This is a genomic window from Gordonia cholesterolivorans, assembly GCF_039531975.1.
In the GTDB taxonomy this organism is placed as follows: Bacteria; Actinomycetota; Actinomycetes; order Mycobacteriales; family Mycobacteriaceae; genus Gordonia; species Gordonia sihwensis.
The window spans coordinates 187,228-207,650 of sequence record NZ_BAAARB010000005.1 but is presented as its reverse complement, the minus strand read 5'-3'; the positions used below and the strand labels follow the sequence as shown (position 1 = coordinate 207,650).

General features: G+C 65.3%; 39 protein-coding genes and 1 tRNA gene. 8 read left to right on the top strand and 32 right to left on the bottom strand.

The window, feature by feature from the left end; translation table 11 throughout:
* Positions 1-158: 158 nt before the first annotated feature.
* The 29 genes from ABFX36_RS07355 to ABFX36_RS07220 form a co-directional block, all read right to left on the bottom strand.
* Positions 159-293, bottom strand: a complete 135-nt coding sequence (locus ABFX36_RS07355; RefSeq protein ID WP_269449343.1) for a hypothetical protein — start codon at positions 291-293, stop codon at positions 159-161.
* Positions 290-517, bottom strand: a complete 228-nt coding sequence (locus ABFX36_RS07350; RefSeq protein ID WP_346075693.1) for a DUF7427 family protein — start codon at positions 515-517, stop codon at positions 290-292. Before ABFX36_RS07350 ends, ABFX36_RS07355 begins: the two co-directional genes overlap by 4 nt.
* 377 nt (positions 518-894) lie before the next feature.
* Positions 895-1,551 (bottom strand): hypothetical protein, encoded by a 657-nt coding sequence (locus tag ABFX36_RS07345; protein WP_346075692.1) that lies wholly within the window; start codon positions 1,549-1,551, stop codon positions 895-897.
* Positions 1,548-1,730: a hypothetical protein gene (locus ABFX36_RS07340; protein WP_346075690.1), complete on the bottom strand. Its 183-nt coding sequence runs from the start codon at positions 1,728-1,730 to the stop codon at positions 1,548-1,550. Before ABFX36_RS07340 ends, ABFX36_RS07345 begins: the two co-directional genes overlap by 4 nt.
* Positions 1,727-2,470: a hypothetical protein gene (locus ABFX36_RS07335; protein ID WP_346075688.1), complete on the bottom strand. Its 744-nt coding sequence runs from the start codon at positions 2,468-2,470 to the stop codon at positions 1,727-1,729. Before ABFX36_RS07335 ends, ABFX36_RS07340 begins: the two co-directional genes overlap by 4 nt.
* The gene (locus ABFX36_RS07330) at positions 2,467-2,967 is read right to left on the bottom strand and encodes a RusA family crossover junction endodeoxyribonuclease (protein ID WP_346075686.1); all 501 of its coding nucleotides are present in this window, start codon (positions 2,965-2,967) and stop codon (positions 2,467-2,469) included. The genes ABFX36_RS07335 and ABFX36_RS07330 overlap by 4 nt, the downstream gene beginning before the upstream one ends.
* On the bottom strand, positions 2,964-3,305 hold the full coding sequence (locus tag ABFX36_RS07325) for a hypothetical protein (protein WP_346075684.1): 342 nt from the start codon (positions 3,303-3,305) through the stop codon (positions 2,964-2,966). The genes ABFX36_RS07330 and ABFX36_RS07325 overlap by 4 nt, the downstream gene beginning before the upstream one ends.
* Positions 3,302-4,222: a hypothetical protein gene (locus tag ABFX36_RS07320; protein WP_346075682.1), complete on the bottom strand. Its 921-nt coding sequence runs from the start codon at positions 4,220-4,222 to the stop codon at positions 3,302-3,304. The genes ABFX36_RS07325 and ABFX36_RS07320 overlap by 4 nt, the downstream gene beginning before the upstream one ends.
* On the bottom strand, positions 4,222-4,527 hold the full coding sequence (locus ABFX36_RS07315) for a hypothetical protein (RefSeq protein ID WP_346075680.1): 306 nt from the start codon (positions 4,525-4,527) through the stop codon (positions 4,222-4,224). Before ABFX36_RS07315 ends, ABFX36_RS07320 begins: the two co-directional genes overlap by 1 nt.
* A complete protein-coding gene (locus ABFX36_RS07310) occupies positions 4,524-5,012 on the bottom strand; it encodes a hypothetical protein (RefSeq protein ID WP_346075679.1) in 489 nt (162 codons plus the stop codon). The genes ABFX36_RS07315 and ABFX36_RS07310 overlap by 4 nt, the downstream gene beginning before the upstream one ends.
* A 285-nt stretch (positions 5,013-5,297) precedes the next feature.
* Positions 5,298-5,891, bottom strand: coding sequence for a hypothetical protein (locus tag ABFX36_RS07305; RefSeq protein WP_346075677.1), 594 nt, complete (start codon positions 5,889-5,891; stop codon positions 5,298-5,300).
* Between the two features lie 3 nt (positions 5,892-5,894).
* Entirely contained in the window at positions 5,895-6,134 is a 240-nt protein-coding gene (locus ABFX36_RS07300) for a hypothetical protein (protein WP_346075675.1), read from the bottom strand.
* Between the two features lie 284 nt (positions 6,135-6,418).
* Positions 6,419-6,604, bottom strand: coding sequence for a hypothetical protein (locus ABFX36_RS07295; RefSeq protein WP_346075673.1), 186 nt, complete (start codon positions 6,602-6,604; stop codon positions 6,419-6,421).
* Between the two features lie 4 nt (positions 6,605-6,608).
* Complete coding sequence (locus tag ABFX36_RS07290; RefSeq protein WP_346075671.1) at positions 6,609-7,004, bottom strand: hypothetical protein; 396 nt, start codon at positions 7,002-7,004, stop codon at positions 6,609-6,611.
* On the bottom strand, positions 7,001-7,327 hold the full coding sequence (locus ABFX36_RS07285) for a hypothetical protein (RefSeq protein WP_062368137.1): 327 nt from the start codon (positions 7,325-7,327) through the stop codon (positions 7,001-7,003). Before ABFX36_RS07285 ends, ABFX36_RS07290 begins: the two co-directional genes overlap by 4 nt.
* A complete protein-coding gene (locus ABFX36_RS07280; protein WP_346075705.1) occupies positions 7,324-7,554 on the bottom strand; it encodes a hypothetical protein in 231 nt (76 codons plus the stop codon). Before ABFX36_RS07280 ends, ABFX36_RS07285 begins: the two co-directional genes overlap by 4 nt.
* The gene (locus tag ABFX36_RS07275) at positions 7,478-7,819 is read right to left on the bottom strand and encodes a pentapeptide repeat-containing protein (RefSeq protein ID WP_346075669.1); all 342 of its coding nucleotides are present in this window, start codon (positions 7,817-7,819) and stop codon (positions 7,478-7,480) included. The genes ABFX36_RS07280 and ABFX36_RS07275 overlap by 77 nt, the downstream gene beginning before the upstream one ends.
* A 29-nt stretch (positions 7,820-7,848) precedes the next feature.
* Entirely contained in the window at positions 7,849-8,094 is a 246-nt protein-coding gene (locus tag ABFX36_RS07270; protein WP_346075667.1) for a hypothetical protein, read from the bottom strand.
* Complete coding sequence (locus tag ABFX36_RS07265) at positions 8,091-8,687, bottom strand: hypothetical protein (RefSeq protein WP_346075666.1); 597 nt, start codon at positions 8,685-8,687, stop codon at positions 8,091-8,093. Before ABFX36_RS07265 ends, ABFX36_RS07270 begins: the two co-directional genes overlap by 4 nt.
* The gene (locus ABFX36_RS19050) at positions 8,684-9,085 is read right to left on the bottom strand and encodes a WhiB family transcriptional regulator (RefSeq protein ID WP_423201237.1); all 402 of its coding nucleotides are present in this window, start codon (positions 9,083-9,085) and stop codon (positions 8,684-8,686) included. Before ABFX36_RS19050 ends, ABFX36_RS07265 begins: the two co-directional genes overlap by 4 nt.
* A complete protein-coding gene (locus ABFX36_RS07260) occupies positions 9,082-9,693 on the bottom strand; it encodes a hypothetical protein (protein ID WP_346075664.1) in 612 nt (203 codons plus the stop codon). The genes ABFX36_RS19050 and ABFX36_RS07260 overlap by 4 nt, the downstream gene beginning before the upstream one ends.
* Positions 9,690-10,514, bottom strand: coding sequence for a YqaJ viral recombinase family protein (locus ABFX36_RS07255; protein ID WP_346075662.1), 825 nt, complete (start codon positions 10,512-10,514; stop codon positions 9,690-9,692). The genes ABFX36_RS07260 and ABFX36_RS07255 overlap by 4 nt, the downstream gene beginning before the upstream one ends.
* 187 nt (positions 10,515-10,701) lie before the next feature.
* Positions 10,702-10,848: a hypothetical protein gene (locus ABFX36_RS07250; RefSeq protein ID WP_346075660.1), complete on the bottom strand. Its 147-nt coding sequence runs from the start codon at positions 10,846-10,848 to the stop codon at positions 10,702-10,704.
* 66 nt (positions 10,849-10,914) lie between these two features.
* Positions 10,915-11,109: a DNA-binding protein gene (locus ABFX36_RS07245; RefSeq protein WP_278124162.1), complete on the bottom strand. Its 195-nt coding sequence runs from the start codon at positions 11,107-11,109 to the stop codon at positions 10,915-10,917.
* Positions 11,106-11,342 (bottom strand): hypothetical protein, encoded by a 237-nt coding sequence (locus tag ABFX36_RS07240; protein WP_346075658.1) that lies wholly within the window; start codon positions 11,340-11,342, stop codon positions 11,106-11,108. Before ABFX36_RS07240 ends, ABFX36_RS07245 begins: the two co-directional genes overlap by 4 nt.
* Complete coding sequence (locus tag ABFX36_RS07235) at positions 11,339-11,638, bottom strand: hypothetical protein (protein WP_346075656.1); 300 nt, start codon at positions 11,636-11,638, stop codon at positions 11,339-11,341. The genes ABFX36_RS07240 and ABFX36_RS07235 overlap by 4 nt, the downstream gene beginning before the upstream one ends.
* The gene (locus ABFX36_RS07230) at positions 11,635-11,919 is read right to left on the bottom strand and encodes a hypothetical protein (RefSeq protein ID WP_346075654.1); all 285 of its coding nucleotides are present in this window, start codon (positions 11,917-11,919) and stop codon (positions 11,635-11,637) included. Before ABFX36_RS07230 ends, ABFX36_RS07235 begins: the two co-directional genes overlap by 4 nt.
* On the bottom strand, positions 11,916-12,704 hold the full coding sequence (locus ABFX36_RS07225; RefSeq protein WP_346075653.1) for a phage antirepressor N-terminal domain-containing protein: 789 nt from the start codon (positions 12,702-12,704) through the stop codon (positions 11,916-11,918). Before ABFX36_RS07225 ends, ABFX36_RS07230 begins: the two co-directional genes overlap by 4 nt.
* Before the next feature lie 56 nt (positions 12,705-12,760).
* Positions 12,761-13,066, bottom strand: a complete 306-nt coding sequence (locus ABFX36_RS07220; RefSeq protein ID WP_346075651.1) for a hypothetical protein — start codon at positions 13,064-13,066, stop codon at positions 12,761-12,763.
* A 184-nt stretch (positions 13,067-13,250) separates the two neighbouring features.
* Between ABFX36_RS07220 and ABFX36_RS07215 the strand changes: the two genes are divergently transcribed.
* From ABFX36_RS07215 to ABFX36_RS07190, 6 genes are all read left to right on the top strand, one after another.
* A complete protein-coding gene (locus tag ABFX36_RS07215; protein ID WP_346075649.1) occupies positions 13,251-14,033 on the top strand; it encodes a helix-turn-helix domain-containing protein in 783 nt (260 codons plus the stop codon).
* A gap of 517 nt (positions 14,034-14,550) precedes the next feature.
* Complete coding sequence (locus tag ABFX36_RS07210; protein WP_346075647.1) at positions 14,551-14,973, top strand: helix-turn-helix domain-containing protein; 423 nt, start codon at positions 14,551-14,553, stop codon at positions 14,971-14,973.
* The gene (locus ABFX36_RS07205; protein ID WP_346075645.1) at positions 14,966-15,412 is read left to right on the top strand and encodes a hypothetical protein; all 447 of its coding nucleotides are present in this window, start codon (positions 14,966-14,968) and stop codon (positions 15,410-15,412) included. Before ABFX36_RS07210 ends, ABFX36_RS07205 begins: the two co-directional genes overlap by 8 nt.
* 71 nt (positions 15,413-15,483) lie before the next feature.
* Positions 15,484-15,888 carry an ImmA/IrrE family metallo-endopeptidase gene (locus ABFX36_RS07200; protein WP_346075642.1) on the top strand — a complete coding sequence of 135 codons (405 nt, stop codon included), beginning with the start codon at positions 15,484-15,486 and terminating at the stop codon, positions 15,886-15,888.
* Complete coding sequence (locus tag ABFX36_RS07195) at positions 15,885-16,088, top strand: DUF3263 domain-containing protein (RefSeq protein WP_346075640.1); 204 nt, start codon at positions 15,885-15,887, stop codon at positions 16,086-16,088. Before ABFX36_RS07200 ends, ABFX36_RS07195 begins: the two co-directional genes overlap by 4 nt.
* A 5-nt stretch (positions 16,089-16,093) precedes the next feature.
* Complete coding sequence (locus ABFX36_RS07190) at positions 16,094-17,368, top strand: tyrosine-type recombinase/integrase (RefSeq protein ID WP_346075638.1); 1,275 nt, start codon at positions 16,094-16,096, stop codon at positions 17,366-17,368.
* A gap of 11 nt (positions 17,369-17,379) precedes the next feature.
* On the opposite strand, the gene ABFX36_RS07185 is transcribed toward ABFX36_RS07190, so the two are convergent.
* Positions 17,380-17,454: transfer RNA gene (locus ABFX36_RS07185), tRNA-Val, on the bottom strand.
* A gap of 124 nt (positions 17,455-17,578) precedes the next feature.
* On the opposite strand from ABFX36_RS07185, the gene ABFX36_RS07180 reads away from it, so the two are divergent.
* Together ABFX36_RS07180 and ABFX36_RS07175 are read left to right on the top strand one after the other, a co-directional pair.
* Positions 17,579-18,391 carry a maleylpyruvate isomerase family mycothiol-dependent enzyme gene (locus ABFX36_RS07180; protein ID WP_062366632.1) on the top strand — a complete coding sequence of 271 codons (813 nt, stop codon included), beginning with the start codon at positions 17,579-17,581 and terminating at the stop codon, positions 18,389-18,391.
* Positions 18,392-18,512: 121 nt separating this feature from the next.
* Positions 18,513-19,391 carry an SGNH/GDSL hydrolase family protein gene (locus ABFX36_RS07175; protein ID WP_062366630.1) on the top strand — a complete coding sequence of 293 codons (879 nt, stop codon included), beginning with the start codon at positions 18,513-18,515 and terminating at the stop codon, positions 19,389-19,391.
* A gap of 49 nt (positions 19,392-19,440) precedes the next feature.
* Here ABFX36_RS07175 and ABFX36_RS07170 read toward each other — a convergent pair whose 3' ends face one another.
* Positions 19,441-19,923, bottom strand: a complete 483-nt coding sequence (locus ABFX36_RS07170) for a redoxin domain-containing protein (RefSeq protein ID WP_062366629.1) — start codon at positions 19,921-19,923, stop codon at positions 19,441-19,443.
* The gene (locus tag ABFX36_RS07165) at positions 19,923-20,339 is read right to left on the bottom strand and encodes a DUF3052 domain-containing protein (RefSeq protein WP_006895215.1); all 417 of its coding nucleotides are present in this window, start codon (positions 20,337-20,339) and stop codon (positions 19,923-19,925) included. The genes ABFX36_RS07170 and ABFX36_RS07165 overlap by 1 nt, the downstream gene beginning before the upstream one ends.
* Between the last annotated feature and the right edge of the window lie 84 nt (positions 20,340-20,423).

Below are 20,423 nucleotides of genomic sequence, written 5' to 3'. Positions count from 1 at the left end.
GCACCGCGGCGGCCTTCTCCTCGACCGAGTAGCGACGAGTCGTCGGCTTCCCATTCGCCAGTTCCTTCGGCATAACTCCATCCTCGTTTCCAAGGTCAGGAGCCTCCAACAAACCCAGGGCGCTTCAGGTCGGAGGTGTTGACCGGGTTTGGGTGCGGTCATGGTTCCTCCAGGCTGATGCGGACGGTGATGTCGATGCGGATGCGGGAGGCGATGTCGTCGGCGAGTCGGTGTGCGATGGGGCGGACGAGTTCGGTGGCTTGGTCGGTGAGCCAGGCTGCGAGGCTGGTCATGTGCTGCACCGCGAGTACGGATCGATGGGCCCGAGTCGGCGCAGGAGGTGCAGTGCGGTGGTCAGGATGACGGCGTGTGCTGCGATGTCGAGGATGAGGTGCCGGTCGCGGAGTCGGTCGACGACGCGGGACAGCAGGGCGTCGTGGTGGCCGGTTCGGATGCACCACGCTTCGTAGCCGATAACGCTGCCGATGAGTGCGGCGAGCGTGGCTTCTCCGATCACCGCTGACCTCCTGGGGCCGGTGTGAAGTTGGGTGCCCGCGAACGTCACCTTGTGTGGTGTCGAGTCGCGGGCTGTTCCCCTGTTGTGCAGCTCGCGCCTCGCCGTGAAAGGTCGGGTCGTGGGCGTGGCTTGCGTCCCGGCACTCGCATGACGTGGCGGGACTGACACTCGGGGGACGTGACCCCCGACGCCGAGCAGCCCGTCGCGCGTCGGGGTGGCCGCCATGTGGCGGCTAGGTTCCCGGTGGTTTCGGTCCGCGGCCCACCAAAGCAGAGGATCGGCGGGGCGACCGGGTCCGGGAACGCGAACAGGACCGCCGCCCATTGGGCATACGGTCCTGCTACGCAAAGCGTACCACGCTGCAGTGACGCTATCTGTCAAGTCCGGGATCGGTGTCGAACATGCGCATGCAGCACGTCGCCGAGCCGATAGAACTTCGTTCCAGTATCGGGATCGGTGCCGGTCGCCTTGAGCACTTTCGCCTTCTCGAGTGTTCGCATCCGCCGAGCGTTGAGGCCCACCGCCATCTCCCCCAACTTCGGTGCGATCGTGTCGATCGAGTCCCGCGTGACGATCGTCCTGTTCGCCGCCTCGACACGCTGCGGGTCGATGATGACGTGATCGTCGGGCGGAATATCGACGACGCGCACCGCACTTCGAATGACGTCCTCGATCTCACGTAGCGCTTCTCTTGAACCTTCGCAGAGTGCTAGCGAGGTCATGTTGCGTCGGAGCCAGCCGGCGAGGCTGATCGTGGCGTCGGCCGGCGGCTCTCCTCCCCGTTGGTCGAGGACGACACGCACCCATCCGACGAGCGTGGCGTGAATGTTGTCGGCGGCGTCGGATGCCCCGATGTGGTACGGGATCGCTGGGCCGAGCTTCTTGGGTCTACGCCCTTGCGACATGCCGCGTTTCGCGATGCGCGCCTGTCTGGTCTGGACGTTGATGAGGTCTTCGACGAGGCCAGGTATGCGCGCGAGTAAGTCGCGGAGCTGCTTCTGCTCGTGCCGGTCGAGGTAGTCCGTCTGGCTCATGCGTCCCCCTGGTCGCTCTCGATGCAGTGGTCGGTGTGGTCCAGTACTCGCTGTACGAACGCGGTGTGATCGCCATGGCCGGTGAGGGTGGTGCCGCACAGGCAGGTCCAGTGGTGGTGGATGCGGGATGCCACGCGCGCGCGAACCCGAGACGAACGTGCCGTGATCAGCGTGGTCATCGATGGTCCTCCACTCGGTGGTAGCCGTCGGGTTGTTCGATGTAGGCGTTCTGCCACCATCCGCCGCGCATGTGGTGCATGCGTTGGCCTCGGCAGTGCTCTTCGGTGCAGTACGAGACGGGGAGTCCGTCGGAGTCGAGGCCGCCTCGGAATGCGCCTGGACAGTTGAGCTGGTACTCGCCGTCCTGGTGGTGGACTTGGCGGTCGTACTCGCGGGCTTCGCGGATGCACTTGCGCCGGGTGTGGAATGCGACGGTGGACAGTCCGTGCAGGTTGGTTTGAAAGACAATGACCTTCTGCCGGTGGGTGATGACTTCTCGGCATGCGGGGCAGACGTTGGGGTCGGCGAACCGGTCCAGCTTCTCGGCGTTCTGCTTGGCGATGGTGTCGATGACCGAGTGTTCGCACGGCATCAGGTCGTGGCATTTCGCGCACACCGGGTAGTGCTCAGGCAGTCGCGGCCATCCGACGTCCTGCCAGAAGCCCGTGGATTCGCGGGCACTGGTTGCGGGTTCATCGTCGATGGGGGTGTGTTCGATGATCCATACTCGGCGTCCGTCGCGGGTGTCTTCGCGGACTGAGGCGATGCGTCGCGGCACGCCGGGTCTGGTCTGGGTGGCTTCTCGGATGACAAGGTCGCCGACTCTTGGTGCGGTGTGGCACATCTGGGAGCCGAACGCTACGAGTGCTCCCCCTCGCCATCTGGGCAACTGGGTGAGGCGTTCGTGGTAGCCCGTCATGGCTGGTCCTCTCGTGCGATGGTGTCGGCCAACTCTTGGTCGGCATCGGTGGTGTGGCAATCCGGTCCACAGCCGTGCGGTCGTGGTGGCGGGTCGTCTCGATGGCAGACGAAGCAGTGAGTGCGTGGTCTGCCGATGGTGATTTCGAGCCACAGGAGGCCACCCTCGGCGCGCTTGGGGTGGATGACGGGCATGTGCTTGGTCATCTCGCGCGGGGTGTCGTCGGCGACGACTCCGGCGTCGACGAGACCGTCGCAGGCGGCCTTGAGCGTGGGGACGAGGTTGTCTGCGTCGCGGCGGTGATTCGTCGGGGGTGCGTAGTGCAGGCTGACTGCGACGTGGGCGGAGTTTCGCGGCAGTTGTGAGCATCGGGCTAGGGTCGCCGTCTCCTGACGGACTGCGGCGACGACAGCGGCCTTCTGCCGGAAGTGCATTCGCTGGTTCTCCGTGAGCGGCGGTTCCGCGTACGGCAGCACCAGACGGATCGGGTCGGTCATCGGGGCATCCCCTTGCGGCCAGCGAGCTTCCGCATCTGCGCCATGAACTCGGCGCGACGCTCGGGTGTCGACGGCTTCTTCTCGAGCGCGAGGACGTCGGAGACTGCGGCGGGCTGTCGGCGGGCGACCCGGATGCGTTCGGTGACGTCGCCGGGCATCAACCACTTCGAGGATTCGGCGAAGTACGCGTGGACGGCTTCGACGGCTTCGGGGAACGTCCATCCGGCTCGGCGCGCGGCTTCGGACCAGGCGGCGATGTCGCCTTCGCCGGACGATCGGCGATCGTAGGCGGCGATGACGGTCAGAAGGTCGATGGTCTGGTCTCGGTCGAGGCTCATCCGAGTCTCCTCTGCTCAGGTGCTGGTTGGTGTTTGAGTGCTTGGACGGCGGCCATTCGTTCGTCGGTGGTCGACTTCCGTGTGGTGGGTCTGGCGCGTCTGGCTTTGACGACGTCGCCGAGAACGTTCGGGAGGTACGCGGGCAGGGTGCCGGGTGGCCGGCGGTCCCATTCGCGGAGTGCTTCGGCGATGAGTTCGGCGTCGTGCTTCCCGGCAAGCTTGGCGACTTGGACGGCGAGCTGGTTGATCGTCGCGTCCGGGTAGTCGGCGCCTCCGAGGACGAGGCGGACGGTCGATTTGTGCGCCGGTTCGGCTCGTGGCGCCCGTGGTCTCGCCGCCGTTCCGATCTCAGTGGGAATGATCTCGCCGACGACGACATTCTCGCCAGGTCCTGCGGGTGGTTCCTCGGGGATCGGGGTGCCGTCAGAGAACGTCGACGACGACTCGCGCTTGCGCGCGTTACTTACGTGAGTCGTCTTCCCAACGTGAGTACTTGTCTCTGTCTCTGTCTCTGTCTCTGCTTGAGATTCGCTAAGCGACTCGCTAGCGACTTGCTTAGCGCGGCGCTTGGCTCTCGCTAGCCCACCTCTCTGACCAGCAGCTTTGTTGCGTGCCGATCGGGCCTCGATCTCGGCTCTAGTGTCTTGGTGCTCGGCGAAATCACGGATCATCCAGCCCTCTTCGACCTCGATCAGGGATGGATTCTCTGGGTCATTCGTAGCGAGTTCTGCCAACACGTCAGCGCCCCACTTAGCGAGTGCGTAGCGACGCGCTAGCAACCCGTCAGACATTTGCTTGCGACTCCACAACGTCGCCTCGACCAGACAGCGGAACGCCGCGTCGGACAACGGCAGAATCTTGTAGTTGTCCGGGAAGTCGAGGGTGAACTTCCCGTACAGACGGTCATCCTTCGGCACTACGGTTCCTCCTCTCTCGATGTGTCGAACAGCGTCGGCTCGGGTGCTACCGGCGGACCTTCGTGGTCCCGGTACGCGTTGAGCGCGAGACGCACCAACTCCATCGGCTCGAGCGAGTCCGAGTGGAGGTCGTCGACGAAGCAGATTCCTTCGGGCATCGCCTTGTCGAGCACTGTGATTCGCCAGCGGTCGCCAGTTCGTGGTTCGACGATGACTCGGTAGTCGAGGGTGGATTCCTTGTAGCCGAGCAGCGCGAAGTTCAGGCTGTCGCCGGCCTTGCGCATCGCCGTCTTGTCGATCCTCATGCTGCTTGGGTCTTTCGTTTGGCGGGGTGTCCGTAGCCGGGGAAACGTTTCTGGATGGTGCGGCGTGCGACACCGATACGCTCGGCGACCCGGTTGTAGGAGGCGCCCTCACGCAGCATCTGCTCAGCGGTGGCAAGGTCAGTCCCAGTCCACTCGTGGCGTGACTTCATGCGGTTCAGTCGAGCCTGGCGATCCCTCTCAGCTTTCGCACGCCGCTGCTGCTCAAGTTCGTAGTCGCGGCCACGCTGCAACTCAGGCAGACCGGTGCGCTTGTTGAAGTACTTGCGTTCGGTTTCGGTGACCATCGCCGTCAACGACTGCCACTCCTTGAGTTGAGCTTTCGTGCCTTTCGCTTCGGGGTAGTGGCGGGTGATCCAGGCGGCCGAGACGCCGATGGTGGCGGCGATTTCGCCGGGTGGGCATTCGTCGGCGATCAGCATGGTGATGGTGCGGTGCTCGTCAGGGGTGAACTCACGTCTGGTCATGCGATGGGTTCCTGTCGGTGGTGGGCGCTACCGTGCGCGAGTGAGTGAGGTGTCGTCGTGGTGCTGGTATTCGCCGGGCCTGGTTGAGGCGCCCGGTGGTGGGTGGGTGTCGACGATGCCGCTCGACTGCCGCGGTTGCGGTCTGCGTTGGTCGGATTTGGGGTTGCAGATCGTGCGCGGGAACGTGGTCCGCTCGTGGGGTGCACCGCCCGGGCATCCGTCTGCGACTGTGTTTTACGAGTGCCTCGGGTGCGGGCACCGGACGTACTGCCGGCGGGCGTGAGGTCACCCACGGGCGGACTCCCCGTCGAGTGCGCGGAGCAACGACGTCGCACCGCAGTGGAGGCACTGCGAATCCGTGTCGTTGCCGTCGGGGATGCGATAGCCGCACACGCAAGGATCGGCGTCCCAACGCTCGGCCAGCTCCCGTGCCCGTTCGATGGCGGCTTCGGCTCGCGCCAGCTTGCCTTGCTGCAGTCCCGCCCGGTACGCGGCACCTTCAAGGTCTCCGCGCAGCCGCTCGACTTCGACGCGCAGCTCGTCACGCTCGGCAATCGCCTCATCACGCTCGCGCATCGCTACGCCCGCGAGGTAGCCGCCGGTACGCGCGACGTTTGACTTCCTCTCCCGCAGCTTCTCGACCTCACGGTGCGCAAGTCCGACCATCTCCCACGTCGGTTCCGGCGGGCACTCCGAGTCCTCCCAGCCCTCGACGGACGCCTGCGCTGCATCGTCGTGCTGGAGGCACAGTTCGGCGTACGTCTCCGGTGCCGTGTACGTGATCCCGGTCGGCGTCGTCTTCGGCCAGGTGCGCTCGCGGCGCAGCCGCTCGACTTCGACGCGCAGCTCGCGCACGGGATTTCCGATGGGTTCAGTCATCGGTCAGTCCCCCTGGGTGGCCTGGTAGTAGTGGTCGTCCCAGTCGGCCCTGGTCTTGCCGGGATGTCCGCAGATGCAGTCGTATTCGCCGCCCGGACCCGTCTGGTAGTAGCGGTGCGCGTCGAGCAGACGGATGTTGACGGCCCGACCGATGTCGTCCACCTCGTAGACGCGAGCGACACCCGAGAGGCCGACCGTGGCGAAGCGTTCGCCCGGCTTGTACACGGTCAGTTGTTCAGTCATGGTTCAGTTCCTCGCTGGTGTAGATGAGGCGGGCGGTGTCGCAGGGCCACTGACCGTTGCAGTGATCGCACCCGGTGATGTGCGTAGGAGAGTCGTAGCGCCGGAAGTACGGCCAGGGGATCGTCTTCGCTTGTGTAGTTCGCGGATCGAGGCGAAAGCCTCGCGGACGGCGGCCACGGCGAGCCTCCCCTCGCTCATTCCTTCTTCGAGCGGACGACCGGGGCCGCCCCAGCCCTCGGACTCCCACGCCCGCTGCGCCGCCAGGATCGCGGGATCAGTGCCGGTCATGCCGTCACCACCTCGATGAAGTGTGCTGACCAGAGGACTGCCGGATTCACATTGCCGCGCAGCGGCACCTCCCAGCCGCAAACGCACATCGCGGTGCGAGCTATCCCCGCTACTCGCTGATGCTCGGCCAGTGCAGCCCGTATCACCGCAGGCTCGACCAACCCGATCTGCTCGATGGTCATCTGGTCACTCATCGCTCTCACCTGCCTCAGCGTGAGCGGCAGCCGCGAGGATAGCGGCGGCGAGAGTGCGCCCCTCGTCGGGCTGGTAATCGCCACCGGTGACTGAGAGTTCGCCGCAGCAGGTCGATACCACCGCGACGAGGCCGTCGCCGAGCGCCCAGAGGGGCACCTCGTGCTGGGACTCGGGCGTGGCGTGTTCGCTGGTCATGTCCCGCTCGGGCAGGCGCACGATCGCGTAGCCGGCGTCGGTGAGCGCGTCGAGTGCGGCTTGAGCAGTGTGCGTCTGCGCGTCTCGGCACGGCGTGCACTCGCCGAACCGATGAGGCTCGTGCACGTCGCACGTCCAGCCGTCGTCGTTGATCGCTTCGGCGATGACGTCCCGCGCGTCCTGCCCGGTCATGCCGCACCGTCCTCGGGCGTCCAAACGACGAGGGCGGGCACGCCGAGGTCCTTGCCGACTTCCATGCCGGAGAATCGGCGATGCCCGGGGAGCTTCTCCCACACGCGCCCATACCCGCACCGAAGGATCGTTCCGACCAGCAGTGCGTCGAGGTCTTCGACTTCGCGCACAGTGCGGGCTTCACGCCAGGTCGCGGCGACGTGCGCGCGATGATCACCCTCGTCGTCGAACCAGGTGCCGCAATGGCAGAGGATGAGGTGGGCGTCCTCCTCGCCGGGATTGACGGATGCGTGCGCGGCTAGGTGCTTTTCGAGCGTGATCATGCTGCACCGCCGTCCGAATGTCCCCACTTTTCGATGACCGCATCCAAAGCCCACTGCCGGTCGGCGGCCCACACCTCGCACATGTCCGCGAGGGCCGCGAGCATCGGACGCCGGACTGCGATCTGATCACCTTCCGCCTCAGGCCAGCCGTCATCCTGTGCGATCAGTGCGCGGAGGCCGTCGATGGTGCCCGTCCAGCAGCCGACACGCAGCGCCCATCCGCTCACGGTGGGTGTGAGGATTGCATGTCCAGACGGGAGGCCAGTCACAGACAGGATGGGGTCCGCGCCCCGGAGGTTCGCGGCCCCGGAGGTCCGCGCCCCGGAGGTCCGCGCCCCGGAGGTCCGCGCCCCGGAAGTCCGCGCCCCGGAAGTCCGCGCCCCGGAAGTCCGCGCCCCGGAAGTCCGCGCCCCGGAAGTCCGCGTCCCAGAGGTCCGCGCCCCGGAGGTCCGCGTCCCGATGCCCCTGTCGTGCGGCCTCAATCTCTGCCATTGCGTGAGCCGTGCGCTCTGCCGCCGTACTCATGCCGCACCGCCGTCCGACTCGATGCACGCAGCGTGCCGGTGGTCCGGTTCCCACGCGTCGGCCTCGGCTTTCAGCTCGCGGTTGATGTCGTCGCGAGTCTTGGGGGTGCCGTCCGGGAGTCGGTTGAACGGGCTGATCGTCTGCCAGAACTTCTTCGAGCGCGTCGTCCTGCGTCCGCACACCGGGCATTTGTCGTTCGATCGAGCGGTGATCGCCACCTCACGGAACCTGACGATGCTCATTCCTGCTCACCGCCGTCCGACTCCGGGGCGGGTCGCCAACCAATGTCCCAGAGAGCGCGGGCACCGGTGATGAACGACTCCTTCGTGTACTCACTCATGGCATCCCACTCGATGTCCGGGTTGTGCTTAGCCGCCATCGCGCGCGCCGCCTGTTCGATCAGCTTCTCCCGCTCAGCCTCCGCAGCAGCCTTCTCCTGCTCCGCCCGATGCTCGGCTTCGAGACGGTCGGCCGCGATTCGCAGATCCCCCCCTGTGGTCCTGGCGGGCCAGCGTCGCTCGTAAATTTGCGCCGCTTCCCGCAGCACCTCCCACGGCTGCGTCTCCTGCGCGTGCCGCGCCTCCACACGCCCGTACGTGTCACATGGCGCGATCAGCACGCCGTCGATCGTCACAGAGTGTGACCGTCGATCTCGGACGTCGCGGACCAGTTGCGCCAGGGCCTCGCCGTCAGCGGTCATCTCGTCGCGTGCGGCGAGGGCAAGGTCAACGACAGCGCGAAGGCCAGCGCGTTCGAGCGATGCGAGCGCGGCCCTCCGCGCGTACTCGACATACGTTTCATTCGCCTGCTGGTACAGGTCTTCGGTGGTGGTCATGCGGAAAGTCCTTCCGTAGAGGTGTTCATGCCGAGGTAGCGGGTCGCGGTCGACAGTGAGATTTGGAGGCGTTCAGCGATCTCCGAGACCCGCATCCCCTGGTCCCGCAAATGCCGGGCAGCGGTCGCATTCAGACGCATCCTGGTCACCGGAGGGATCTCCGGCCGGCCACCCTTCGCGATGTGGTAGAGGCGTTGCACCTGTGATCGGCGTTTCGATCCGTACCCCGACAGTGGGACCGACGCCCACACACCGACCGTGTCCGGACGCTCCAACGCCTTCTGTGCGCACGCCTGCACCATCGGGCACGACACACAGATGTCACGTGCCTGCTGCTGCTCCGCGTAGTCAGTCGAAAACCACAGTTCGGGGTCGTGTTCGCGGCACGCGGCGATCATGATGCGGACTCATCGACAGTCTCGGCGCCGGAGGATAGGTCGGCGATGCGGTCATTGACGCGGGCGATCAGACCATCCACACGCTCACGAGGCTCGCCATGCAAACCGGAGAGCCAACCGACCATCTGCCCGAGCTTCTCGACGTCGTCCATGCCGTCGATGCGTGCCTCGATGTCGGCCGGAATCTTCGACGGCGACGGAGCATCCGGGAGCGGCCTCACAGTGAACGGAGCCCGTTTACCGCGCGTGACGGTGAGTGCGACAGTCTGAGCTTCACCGATGTGCGAGGCGTGGCTGATACGGATTCCGCCGACAGCAACGCCACCGAATTTGACGTCCGGATCGCGGTAGATCGTCAGACGCCGGCCAACGTACGCAGCACCGTCCGGCCCCCAGATCGCAACAAGGATGCGACGCATACTCTTGCCTGGCCGGAAACTCTTTCGCGGCCCGAAAACGTCAGTGAACAGGTTGATCGGCTGCTCGGCGTTGCCACGAGTGACGTCCGTAATCGTCACAGTGACAGGTCCGGCGATCAGGTCCTCCGCGTTCACCTGATCCGATCTGGCTTCAATCATCGTGGACAGGTCGATGTTCTGGTCGGTCACAGCACGATCTCCTGGTCGAAGGTTTCGAGGATGCGTTCGGTGAGCGGGAAGCCTTCGACCGCTTCGGCGTACCGGCACACAATCTCCTGGATGTTCTGCTCGGCCTGTCTCACGGCCTGCACGATGACCTGCTGCCATGCGGGATTCGGGTAGACGCGTCTCACCCACATGTGCATGCCGGCGGTGTAGTCGATGTAGTCGATCCACTTGCGGCCGGACACGAGTAGTCCGCACTGCAGTTGGGCCATGTTCTCGGCGGGTACTTCTCCGGCGAGAACGTTGCGGACGTGCGATCTCTGCGACCGTGACTTGACCTCGATGAGTCCGTCGTCGCCGACGACACCGTCAGGGCTGTATCCGAGCTTGAAGTCGCCGAAGTCTCGGACCATGAACCCGGTCTCGCGGACACTGGCGAACTGTGTGCGGTAGACGTCGCGGGCGATCGGCTCATCGAAGACTCCGCGGTACATGGCGGCGGTCATCGGGGTGTCGTCGGTGAATCCGGAGAATCGTTCTCCTGCCAATCCGAGGATGATGCCGCGTGAGGTGTCGTTCGATGCGGGTTCGAGGACCGGTGTCGATGAGCCTGATCGTGCGGCGGCGGCGCGTTCGGGGTGAAGGGTCTTGATCGGCTCCTTGGTGCGCTTGCTGCGGCACGGATCGTTGGTAGCAGCGTGGCAGTTCGGGCAGTCGTAGTCCTTTGCGGACAGGGTTCGTTGGGTGATGAGGTGGCCGACGATGCTCGCGGTGACGATGCCGCGCCGCTGCTCAAACCACTCCTCGGACCCCTGCTCGATCTGCGGGTACTCAGTGAAAGTCATGCGATATCTCTTTCGGGTGTGACAGCCCACGGATCGGGGTCCTGTGAGCGGTCGATGAAAACAGGTTTGCGGTCGCAGTGCCCGTGCCCGCACTTCGCGTGCCAGCTGGTCTTGCGGATATCCGGGCACTGTCCGGGACGGTGACCGCAGCACATGAGCCCGGCCGGCACCGTGGTCGTCGTGCGGCTCATCGGTTGATCCAGCGGATCACCCACCGCAGCTGCGGCGGCATACGAGACGGATCGGGATCCTCGGATTCGAGACGACCCGCAACGACCCCGCACACCAAAACAGTCAGGCCGAGGAGGATCAGGATCATGCTGTTGGTGAGCATCAGGTGCTCCTTTCGGTGAGGTCCGGTCCCTGCCCCATCCCCTCTCAGGGCAGGGACCGGAAGTGCTTAGGCGGTCAGGCCGAGGGCTTCGCGGAGTCCGGCGGTCGGGACGCTGTAGCGGCCGCCGATGCGGATGACGCGGCACGGGAACGTTCCGTTCTTTGCGGCTTCGTAGGCGAGCGTCTTGCTGATGCCGAATGCGCGGGCCGCGGTTACGATGTCTGTGGCGACGCCCAGCTCGTCGAGTTCTTCCGGAGTCATCGCCGCTCCCCCTGTGTCGTGGCATCGGTGATAACGTGCGCGTAGTGCAGGAGCTGCTGCGCGAGAGTCCGCGCATCTTGTGCTGTCATCTGCGCGGTGATGAGCGTCTGCCCGTCCGCTGCCGTCTCGATGAGGCGAACGACTCGGCCGTGCGGACCGAATCCGGCTTCGGTGTACAGTTCCCGCCCGGATGCGGCGTCGAAGCAACGCGTGTCGTACGTCGGGGCGCTCATGCCGGCACCGGGGTTTCCGTGCGCACGAACTCGAGCAGAGCTTCGAGGACAGCCTCAGCAGACTCGCCCTCGGAGCCGCGGACCTGGACATACGCCCACTCGCGATTGGAGTTCTCCACGTGCGAGCAGAAGATGCGGTCGAGGGCGTATCCGGACTCGGCGTAGACGTCGTGAGCGAGGTTGGACGCTTCGGCGATCCACCGGTCGTACACCCGTCCGAGTCGGACGATGGGCTGCTTTCCGTCTGCGGCGATCGCAGCGTCGACGATCGCCGCGGCCAGGGTGTCGATGCTCATTCGTGACCTCCTGCGGGTCGGAAGTGGCCGGAGAGTGCTCCGAAGTGGGCGAGAGAGTTGGCGAGCGTTCGAGCGGCCGCGCCCTCGACCGAGTACGGGCCGATCTCGAACTTCCATCCGGTCAGGCCGTCGTCGACATACACGGACCGGAGCGGAACGCGGACGAATGAGTCGGTCTCGTCGATGCGCATCGGGATAGCGATCTCGTGCTGGACGTGACGGGCGGCGTCGCCGTCAACGCCCCGGTCCGGGTGGTCGGTGTCGAAGGTCGGGAAGGTCATGCCTGGACCTCCAGTTGCGGGTCGGCGTAGTAGTCGGTCCAGACCTGCTCGAGCAGATCGCGGTCGGCTTCCGTGTACGCGAGGACGTCGCGCGTCTGGCCGTTCGACAAGGTGAGCGGGTACTTCCCCGGCTCGACGCCGTGGCGTTCGATGTATGCGGCCTTGCAACGCTTCCCGAACACGCCGGCGATCGACTTCATGCGTTTCTCGCCGAGGTTCTTCTCCTTCAGAAAGTCCTTGGAGTAGAGCGGTCGTCTGTCCTCGTCCAGTTCGGCGTTCTCGCCCATGCCGCGCGCGAGGATCACGCGGGCCTTCGCTTCGAGGTGATCGGGGTGGATGAGTCCCTGCGCGGCCTGGCACAGTTCCATCTGCGCGCGGGCCTGGAATATCGCGGCGTTGATCTGATGCTCGGTTGCGCGAGGGTTGATCGCCGCGCCCTTGTGGAAGTAGGCGTCGAGGGCGTCGGCGGCTTCGAACTGGTAGGCCCGGAGTTCGGCGCGCTTGTCGGCGCGGACTCGGTTCTCGTCGAGGGTGGCGAGCCACATCGTCAGCGTCCGGCGATCGATGCCGACGACTTCGCGGCGCTGAGTGTCGCCCGGAAGCTGCATGGTGAAATTCGCCATGCAGGTCCACGACTTACCTTTGAGCTTCGCGAGCTGGCTCGACCAGTCGAGGCCGAAGTGTTCGACGATGGGCTTCATTGCGACGAACCTCTTGCCGTCGGTGTAGAGCGGCAGTGACGATCCGGGAACCCGGACCTCGACTGCGGTATCCTGAACGTGCATTTGAATCTCCTTCTTGTGCTTGGCCCGTACCTGTGTCCGCAGGTGCGGGCCGTTTCTTATGCGGTCAGTCGTTCCTTGTTCGAGTGCACATTGAACACCTCGACACGAAACAGATGCCCCGGCGGGAGCTTGAGAACACGCTCGATAGCCGCAGCTCGGCGATGGTGGATACGTCGCGCCACGCCCGTTTCCAAGTTCGAGATCGTAGACCGAGAGCAAGCCATCGGCGGCTTGCGACGGTCCTTGCGCAGTTCCCTGCTGACCTCCTCTGCGAGACCGCGCGTCGAGAACTGCGCGTACTCACGGGCGGCCACGAACTGCTCGGGCGTGGCGTGCATCTGAGCCATCACGGTGTCGGTCACCTGCATTCACCTCCTTCGTTCCGTGTGCAATTGAACATAGCACACTGGACGCCTACGTCAACCCTGAAACAGAATGTTTGAGGCGATATGCTGCATGACCAGGGATAACAGCGATGTAATTTCTGGACACCACGAACATCGGCGAGGTGTTCGAACACGAGGCGGATGAGGGAAGGTCTGATCTGTGAGCATCGAAGACCCGCAGGACGTGCCGGACGTCTGGCGTCAGCACTTCAAGCGGCAGAACATCGAGTTCACATACCGCGACTTGGACCGCAACGTCGAAGGCGTGGCACTGAACACCATCCGCCGTGCACTGCAGGGCATCGGGACGCCGTCGAGGCGAGTAGCTGCGTCGATCGCCGACGCCCTCGGGATGACAGCGGACGAGTTCTATGCCACGCGGGCGAAGGTCAGCGGCGATGAGCCGACGACCCCGTTCACGCTGCCTACACGCGCGGACCTACTGAACCAGCGTGAGCGCGACGCCGTCCTCGGCATCGTGAACGCGCTCCTGGATGCGAGGGACCGCCATGACACCGACCAACTTGCCTCTGACGCTGATCGTCCGCCGGCCTCGGGAACACCGCGCGAGGACGACAAAGGTGAGAAGACCGCTCGGGTAGTGCACATCAAGCACGACGGCTTGAACGAGCAGCAATCAAGCCAGGAGGCTGGAGACGTTGTGCACATGGTCCCGCCTCCGGCCGGAACCGCACCGTACACACTCGCCGCGTCTGCGCACTGGCCCGACGGCGTCGACGTCGACGCCAGCGGCACCGCAGACGAATACCAAGCCTGGCTCGACGACGGCAGCCCTGATACCTGGCGCGTGTACCGCGAACGCCGCAACGCCGGACTACGACCAGCGGCACTCGACTACGGACCCGACGACGAAGGCGAGTCTGAGCGGGCAGCACGCGAGCAGGACGAAGCGGCAGAGGAGTCGCAGGAGGAAGGCGAGTGAAGAACCCGCAACGCGAGCCCGCCAAGGCATCCGACCGTGTCTGCCGTGGCGGCTGTTGCTGGAAACGGCATGGGGACCTTGGTGAAGATCTGCAATCGCTGCATCAGGCAATCCACCCATCTACATGGTCCGACATTCGCCAACTGATGGCACGGGCTGCCAGGGGGACGGTCCGCAGTACGGAGTGGGAGTACCCGTGTCGCTCTTCACATGGGCGGGTCGGCGAACTGAAGACGAGCGTTACGGAGGCCGTCCAAGTTGACGATGTCGACGACCCCGACACCGACGATGGAACGGTCGACATGCGAGTTCACTACCGCATCTACTACCACGAGCCAAGCCTTCACGAAACTGAACTATGGGCGATGGCTGCAGGGTCGAAGTGCAAGGATGCGCGCTACCGCAGTACGAATCAAGACGATGACATCGCACGCGCGCGCGATAGGACTGACGGCACTCCACTCAACGGGGATGGATTAATGGACATGCCAGTCTAGTTACGGTTAACCTGAACCTCATGGGTGACTTCTTCGCGGAGATGGAGGCTGTTCTCGAGGCAGACGAGTACAGCCGCCTACGCGACCGACTCGCATATAACGACGACTGCCTGCTGGAAGCGCTTGTTACGCTTCGACGTGTCAAGGGGCTCACGCAGGAAGAAGTCGCTGGACGCATGGGACGATCGAAGACTGCTGTCTCCAACTTTGAACGGCTCGGAGCGGACCCCCACTTGACGACGATCCGGCGTTACGCTGCTGCAGTCGGTGCGCTGATACGAACTGAGGTCGAAGACTACGACTTGGTGCGGATCGACCTCGAGCCCATCCAGGTCATCCATCGACATCGCCGCATCGACGTAGATGAGTCCTCTGATGCAACAGTCAACGAGGAAGTGTCGACGCGAAGCTGGGATAGCACGAAGATTTTGGTCGATGCGTAACCCGGCTGCCGTCGACGAACTAGCAGAGGCATCGAACATCAACGATGCGTACCTTGAGGTCATTGAGTCGCGCATGGAGCGTCGCACTGACCCCAACGCCGAAGAATCGGAATCCATCGAAGCGCAGGGGCGAATCGACATCGAGTTGGGCGACAAGCCAGTCGTTGCAATTCTAATCAAGTTGGGCCACAAGACTGCTCGCGTCGACGGTGAGATTACCGCCGTACTCCGATATGTATGGGAAGACAGCATCGAGGTCGACGAAGACGCACTGGTCGAGTTCGCGCGAAGGCATGGCGTAGCGACAGCCTTGCCGGCCACGGCGGCGCTGTTTTCCGAGGAGTTTCGTCGCTTCGGCGTTAAGGTGCCAATCCCCCCTCCGTTGATCATCCCGCGAATCGCCGACGCCCTGGCTGACGGGTATGTCAAGCGGTCCTAGTGCACGAATGACACGCGTGTAATTCCTGGTCAGGACGGTTTTTGTCGGAGGCTCGTGATTGGGTGTCCGCTATGTACCACCCATGGCGACACGCGCGAGACCTCGGCCTGACGATCGAGTTCGTTCCCGGACTACGACCCCGAGGCACCTATGCAGCCGGGCTCGTCCAGATCCGCGCCGGCCTCTCCCAACGCGAACGCCGCGTCGTCCTGTCACACGAAATCGTGCACTGCGAGCATGGCGACGACGGCATCGCCTGCTCCCGCTGGCACCTCCAGAAGCGCGAACGCGCCGTACACCTCACCGCCGCACGCCGACTACTCCCCATCGAGGAGATCATCGCCGCCCAGCACGAACCCGACCCGGCGATCGCACTATGGGTCGACGACTACACGCTCGCGCTCCGCATGCGGCACCTCGACCTGCACGAACGCCGCCAGCTCGACCTCGCCACCGACGAATGGCGGATCGCATGACCGACGACGACCGCACACTGCTCGACTTCGCGGCACGCACCTATCGAGACCGCGGCGCCCACGCTGACGCCGTCCGCACCGAACTCGGGCTCAGCGTCACCCGCTACTGGCAACGTCTCGGGAGACTCCTCGACGACCCCGACGTACTCGCCCACAACCCAACACTCACATACCGGCTCCGCCGCATCACCAGGAGATAGCCCACATGGCACGCCCACCACTCCCCCTCGGCACATGGGGCACCATCACCCGCACCGAAGTCTCACCCGGACGATGGCGGGCCCGCGCCAAGTACCGCGACTGGGACGGCCGCACCCGACCCGTCGAGCGATTCGGGAAGACTGGTGCCGCCGCCGAACGCGCCCTGAAGGAAGCACTCCGCGACCGCGCCAAACCAACAGACGACATCAGCGATATCACCCGCGACACCACCCTCACTGACCTCGCTGCCCTCTGGATCACCAAACGCGAAGCCGAAGGCAAACTCGCCCAAGGGACGATCGACAACTACAACGAGATCATCGATACCGTGATAGTTCCTGCGGTCGGTGCCGTCCGAGTCGGCGAAGCCACAGTAGGGCGCCTTGACGCTTTCATCCGGGCTGTCGAATCCCCGAACTATGCGCGCCTCGCTAGGGTCGTGCTGTCGGGGATGATGAAGCTCGCTGCCCAGCACGACGCCATCACGCACAATCCGGTGGCCGATACGACGCGCCGCACCGCGGACCCAAAGCCGCCGCGAGCCCTCACGATCGCCGAGCTGCAGCAGTTGCGAGTGCGGATCGCGACGTGGTCTGGCGGCAATGCTCGCGGTGGCCCTCCACGTGGCCTCGACTTCCCCGACCTCGCCGACTGTCTCGTCGGGTCCGGTGGCCGCATATCTGAGGTCCTAGCGTTTCAGAAGTCGGCGATCCAGTGGGCTGACGGAGATACCCCGGCGATGATCCGCATCACCGGGAAGGTCGACAAGCGTGGGGTCTTCGTGCCGCAGGCGAAGAGTGACGGAGCAATGCAGTGGCTGCCGATGCCAGACTTCATGGTCGCCGCGGTGAAGCGCCAGATCGCCCGGAACCTCCCAACTGACGAGCTTGGCCTACTGTTCCCGTCGCGCACCGGCGGGCCTCGGCGTACGTCGAACATCCGGCGGCAGTTGCGTGCCGCGCGGTCGACCATCGTCTACGACGAGAACGGGGAACCTGACGGTCCCGAGGATCTGTTCGACTGGGTGACACCGCACGTGTTCCGGAAGACGGTCGCGACGATCATCGAGGGCGTTGAGGGTATGGATGCGGCTGCTGGGCAGCTCGGTCACTCGTCTCCGGAGATCACGCGCCGGCACTATGTGCAGCGGGCGAAGGTCGCTGCCGATATGCGGCATGCGCTGAATCAGTTGGCTCCGGTGCGACGACCTGTTTCGGGTGGGTTTCAGGTGGGTGAGACGAAGAAAGGCCCCCTCCCGGATTCCCGGAAGGGGGCCTGATCTGCGATTGGTGGTGCGCGCAAAGGGATTCGAACCCCTGACCGCTGGTGTGTAAGACCAGAGCTCTACCGCTGAGCTATACGCGCCCGGCCGAGACGTGCTGCGGCCCACACCAAGATATCGGCTCGGCGGCGTCGGGCCCAAACCGGGATACGCGCGGCCGCTACGGCTAGCGTGAAGCGGAGCCCCCATTCCACGGAAGGATGCCCAGTGACGACCATCGTGCCGCAGGAACCGCTGATCAGCGCCCTCGAGACGCAGTGGAAGGCCATCGACGACCTCGTCTCCCCACTATCCGACGCGCAATGGACCGCCGCGTCGCCCCTGCCCGGGTGGCAGATCCGCGACATCGTCGCACACATCGCGGGCACCGAGTCGATGCTGGCCGGCAGGCAGCCCGCGTCGTCCATCGACACCTCGCAGATCGCCCACGTGAAGAACCCGATCGGCGAACTCAACGAGCGGTGGATCGACCACTACCGATCGCGGTCCCGCGACGAGCTGATGACCGACCTCCGCACGGTGACCGCTGAGCGCAGCAAGGCGCTGCGCGGCATGACCGAAGGCCAGTGGGACGCCGAGACGGCCACGCCCGCCGGTCCGGACACCTACGGGCGATTCATGCGGGTCCGCGACTTCGACTGCTGGGTGCACGAGATCGACATCCGCGACGCGCTCGGCCTCGGCGTCCCCGAGAACGTGGAGCCGGCGCACTGGGCGCTCCGCGAGATCGAGAGCTCGATGCCGTACGTCGTCGGCAAGAAGGCTCGCGCCGAGGTCGGCAGCACTGTCCGTTTCGACATCACCGGCCTGTATCCGTTCACCTTCTTCGTCGTCACCGAGGACCGCGCCGCGGTGGTGCCGGCCGTCGACGGAGAGCCCGACGTCACGCTCCGCCTCGACGGGCTCGACCTCGCCCGTTCGGTCGGCGGACGGCCCAGCGCCGGCGACGCGGAGGTGGAGGTCACCGGCGATACGGAACTCGGCGCGGCGATCATCCGCAGCCTGCATTACCTCATCTGAGCTCTCCCGGTCCCCCGCCCGCCGACGCCGGGACCACGTTCGACTCGACCGGGAACTGTGACTCAACCGACACGCTCGGGCGTTGCGGCGAGTGTCGCACGTCCGGTGCAATGTAATTGTTGTGACTACTGAGACTCCTGTTACCGACGACCGCCGCCGCACGCGCTTCCGCCGCGGGCGGCGACTCACTGCTGCTGTCATCGCGGCGGCCGCCGTAACGACGATCGTCGCGCCCGCGGCGTCGGCCAAGACCGACGTCGCCGGAACGCTCGACGCCGTCTCCCGGATCATCACTCAGAATCTGAGCACGCAGCGCGGAGTCTCCGACACACCGTTCGACGTTCCGTCGTACCTCTGGGTGCTGACTCATCCGCTCGGATCCGGCACTCAGAATCTGCCGCGCCCGAATCAGAAGACGATGTGCAACACCGTGATTCAGATCGGCGATTCGACGTCGGTGGGTCTGGACAACTCGCTTCGCGTGCCCAGCCCCACCGACCGCATGACCCCCCAGTACCGGCGCGTGGGCGCGAAGAAGGTCTATCTCGACGCGGCCAACGGCCGTGCGGTCGTCGAACCGGCCGGCGGCCGCCCCAGCGGACTCGAAGCGATCGACGATCAACGCCGCCGCGGCCACGACGGCTGCTGGGTCATCGCACTCGGAGCCAACGACGCGGCACGCATCGCGGAGGGCAGTCATATCAGCGCCGACCGCCGCATCGACCTGGTGATGCACCGTCTGGCCGGCCGACCGGTTCTCTGGCCCACGGTGCGCACGGGCGACGGAGCCCTACCCCACTACGCCGACGCACACATGCGCGCATTCAACGCGGCGCTCCGCCGTGCTGCGCACCGCTACCCGAACCTGCGGGTCTACGACTTCGCCGCGCATACGGACCGGTCCTGGTACGTCGACGGGGTGCACTACACCCCGGACGCGATGATTCAGCGCAACCGCCTGCTCGCGACCGCGCTGGCCACCTCGTTCCCCCGGCGCTGAGCCCGGCGCCTCGGTCACACCGTCACGCGGCCCGACCGGTGGAACGGCGCTACCGCGCGACAGCCGCCAACGCCGCGTCCCAGGTCTCGTCGCCGCGCTGTTCGCCCGGACCGACCATCGCCGAGTACGCCACGACACCGTCGCGCCCGACAACGAACGTCCCGCGATTGGCGAAGCCGCGCTCGGCGTCGAAGACGCCGTACGCCTCCGCCACCGCACCGTGCGGCCAGAAGTCCGAGAGGATCGGGAACAGGAAACCCTGCGCCGACGACCACACCTTGTGAGTCGGGGGCGGGCCCACCGACACCGTGACCACGGTGACGTCGTCGTTGTCGAAACGCGGCAGATTGTCGCGCAGAAAGCCGAGTTCGCCTTCGCACGTGCCGGTGAAGGCCAGCGGGAAGAAGACGATCAGCACATTGCGGTCGCGCAGCGCGGAGAGCTTGACGACCTGATTGTTCTGGTCCCGCAACTCGAAATCCGGGGCGAGAGTCCCCGTCGCGAGGGGTGCGGCCACCGACTGAGCGGCCATCAGCGCTTACCCGCGCGCGCCTTCGGCGTGACCAGACGGGCGCCGGACCAGTCTCCGAGATTGACGACGGAGGTCTGCGTGAGTCCGGCGGTCGGCGCGGCCTCCGCGATCTCGCTGGGATCGACGTAACCGTCGCGGCCGGTCTTCGGCGACAGCACCCAGATGAACCCGCCCTCGGCGAGCGGACCGATCGCGTCCATCAGCGCATCGACGAGGTCTCCGTCGTCGTCGCGCCACCACAGCACCACGGCGTCCATGACGTCGTCCGCATCGTCGTCGAGCATCTCGGCATCGATCGCGTCCTCGATCTCGATTCGGAGATCATCGTCGGTGTCCTCGTCCCACCCGATCTCCTGCACCACCATGCCGTTGGTGAAACCGAGCTTGACAGCCCTGCCTTCTGGGGCGGTTACCACCGCGTACGACCTCCATTCGATGTAGCGGGCCGTGCATTCCGCACGTGCCGAGCCACGCCACGACGGCGCAACTTATGTGACAGC

Coding starts and splice junctions, on each gene's coding strand:
- ABFX36_RS07355 (WP_269449343.1), bottom strand. CDS start 293: ATGACCAGCCTCGCAGCCTGGCTCACCGACCAAGCCACCGAACTCGTC.
- ABFX36_RS07345 (WP_346075692.1), bottom strand. CDS start 1,551: ATGAGCCAGACGGACTACCTCGACCGGCACGAGCAGAAGCAGCTCCGC.
- ABFX36_RS07340 (WP_346075690.1), bottom strand. CDS start 1,730: ATGACCACGCTGATCACGGCACGTTCGTCTCGGGTTCGCGCGCGCGTG.
- ABFX36_RS07335 (WP_346075688.1), bottom strand. CDS start 2,470: ATGACGGGCTACCACGAACGCCTCACCCAGTTGCCCAGATGGCGAGGG.
- ABFX36_RS07330 (WP_346075686.1), bottom strand. CDS start 2,967: ATGACCGACCCGATCCGTCTGGTGCTGCCGTACGCGGAACCGCCGCTC.
- ABFX36_RS07325 (WP_346075684.1), bottom strand. CDS start 3,305: ATGAGCCTCGACCGAGACCAGACCATCGACCTTCTGACCGTCATCGCC.
- ABFX36_RS07315 (WP_346075680.1), bottom strand. CDS start 4,527: ATGAGGATCGACAAGACGGCGATGCGCAAGGCCGGCGACAGCCTGAAC.
- ABFX36_RS07310 (WP_346075679.1), bottom strand. CDS start 5,012: ATGACCAGACGTGAGTTCACCCCTGACGAGCACCGCACCATCACCATG.
- ABFX36_RS07305 (WP_346075677.1), bottom strand. CDS start 5,891: ATGACTGAACCCATCGGAAATCCCGTGCGCGAGCTGCGCGTCGAAGTC.
- ABFX36_RS07300 (WP_346075675.1), bottom strand. CDS start 6,134: ATGACTGAACAACTGACCGTGTACAAGCCGGGCGAACGCTTCGCCACG.
- ABFX36_RS07295 (WP_346075673.1), bottom strand. CDS start 6,604: ATGACCATCGAGCAGATCGGGTTGGTCGAGCCTGCGGTGATACGGGCT.
- ABFX36_RS07290 (WP_346075671.1), bottom strand. CDS start 7,004: ATGACCGGGCAGGACGCGCGGGACGTCATCGCCGAAGCGATCAACGAC.
- ABFX36_RS07285 (WP_062368137.1), bottom strand. CDS start 7,327: ATGATCACGCTCGAAAAGCACCTAGCCGCGCACGCATCCGTCAATCCC.
- ABFX36_RS07275 (WP_346075669.1), bottom strand. CDS start 7,819: ATGGCAGAGATTGAGGCCGCACGACAGGGGCATCGGGACGCGGACCTC.
- ABFX36_RS07270 (WP_346075667.1), bottom strand. CDS start 8,094: ATGAGCATCGTCAGGTTCCGTGAGGTGGCGATCACCGCTCGATCGAAC.
- ABFX36_RS07265 (WP_346075666.1), bottom strand. CDS start 8,687: ATGACCACCACCGAAGACCTGTACCAGCAGGCGAATGAAACGTATGTC.
- ABFX36_RS19050 (WP_423201237.1), bottom strand. CDS start 9,085: ATGATCGCCGCGTGCCGCGAACACGACCCCGAACTGTGGTTTTCGACT.
- ABFX36_RS07255 (WP_346075662.1), bottom strand. CDS start 10,514: ATGACTTTCACTGAGTACCCGCAGATCGAGCAGGGGTCCGAGGAGTGG.
- ABFX36_RS07250 (WP_346075660.1), bottom strand. CDS start 10,848: ATGCTCACCAACAGCATGATCCTGATCCTCCTCGGCCTGACTGTTTTG.
- ABFX36_RS07245 (WP_278124162.1), bottom strand. CDS start 11,109: ATGACTCCGGAAGAACTCGACGAGCTGGGCGTCGCCACAGACATCGTA.
- ABFX36_RS07240 (WP_346075658.1), bottom strand. CDS start 11,342: ATGAGCGCCCCGACGTACGACACGCGTTGCTTCGACGCCGCATCCGGG.
- ABFX36_RS07235 (WP_346075656.1), bottom strand. CDS start 11,638: ATGAGCATCGACACCCTGGCCGCGGCGATCGTCGACGCTGCGATCGCC.
- ABFX36_RS07230 (WP_346075654.1), bottom strand. CDS start 11,919: ATGACCTTCCCGACCTTCGACACCGACCACCCGGACCGGGGCGTTGAC.
- ABFX36_RS07225 (WP_346075653.1), bottom strand. CDS start 12,704: ATGCACGTTCAGGATACCGCAGTCGAGGTCCGGGTTCCCGGATCGTCA.
- ABFX36_RS07210 (WP_346075647.1), top strand. CDS start 14,551: ATGGGTGACTTCTTCGCGGAGATGGAGGCTGTTCTCGAGGCAGACGAG.
- ABFX36_RS07205 (WP_346075645.1), top strand. CDS start 14,966: ATGCGTAACCCGGCTGCCGTCGACGAACTAGCAGAGGCATCGAACATC.
- ABFX36_RS07200 (WP_346075642.1), top strand. CDS start 15,484: ATGTACCACCCATGGCGACACGCGCGAGACCTCGGCCTGACGATCGAG.
- ABFX36_RS07195 (WP_346075640.1), top strand. CDS start 15,885: ATGACCGACGACGACCGCACACTGCTCGACTTCGCGGCACGCACCTAT.
- ABFX36_RS07190 (WP_346075638.1), top strand. CDS start 16,094: ATGGCACGCCCACCACTCCCCCTCGGCACATGGGGCACCATCACCCGC.
- ABFX36_RS07170 (WP_062366629.1), bottom strand. CDS start 19,923: ATGGCCGCTCAGTCGGTGGCCGCACCCCTCGCGACGGGGACTCTCGCC.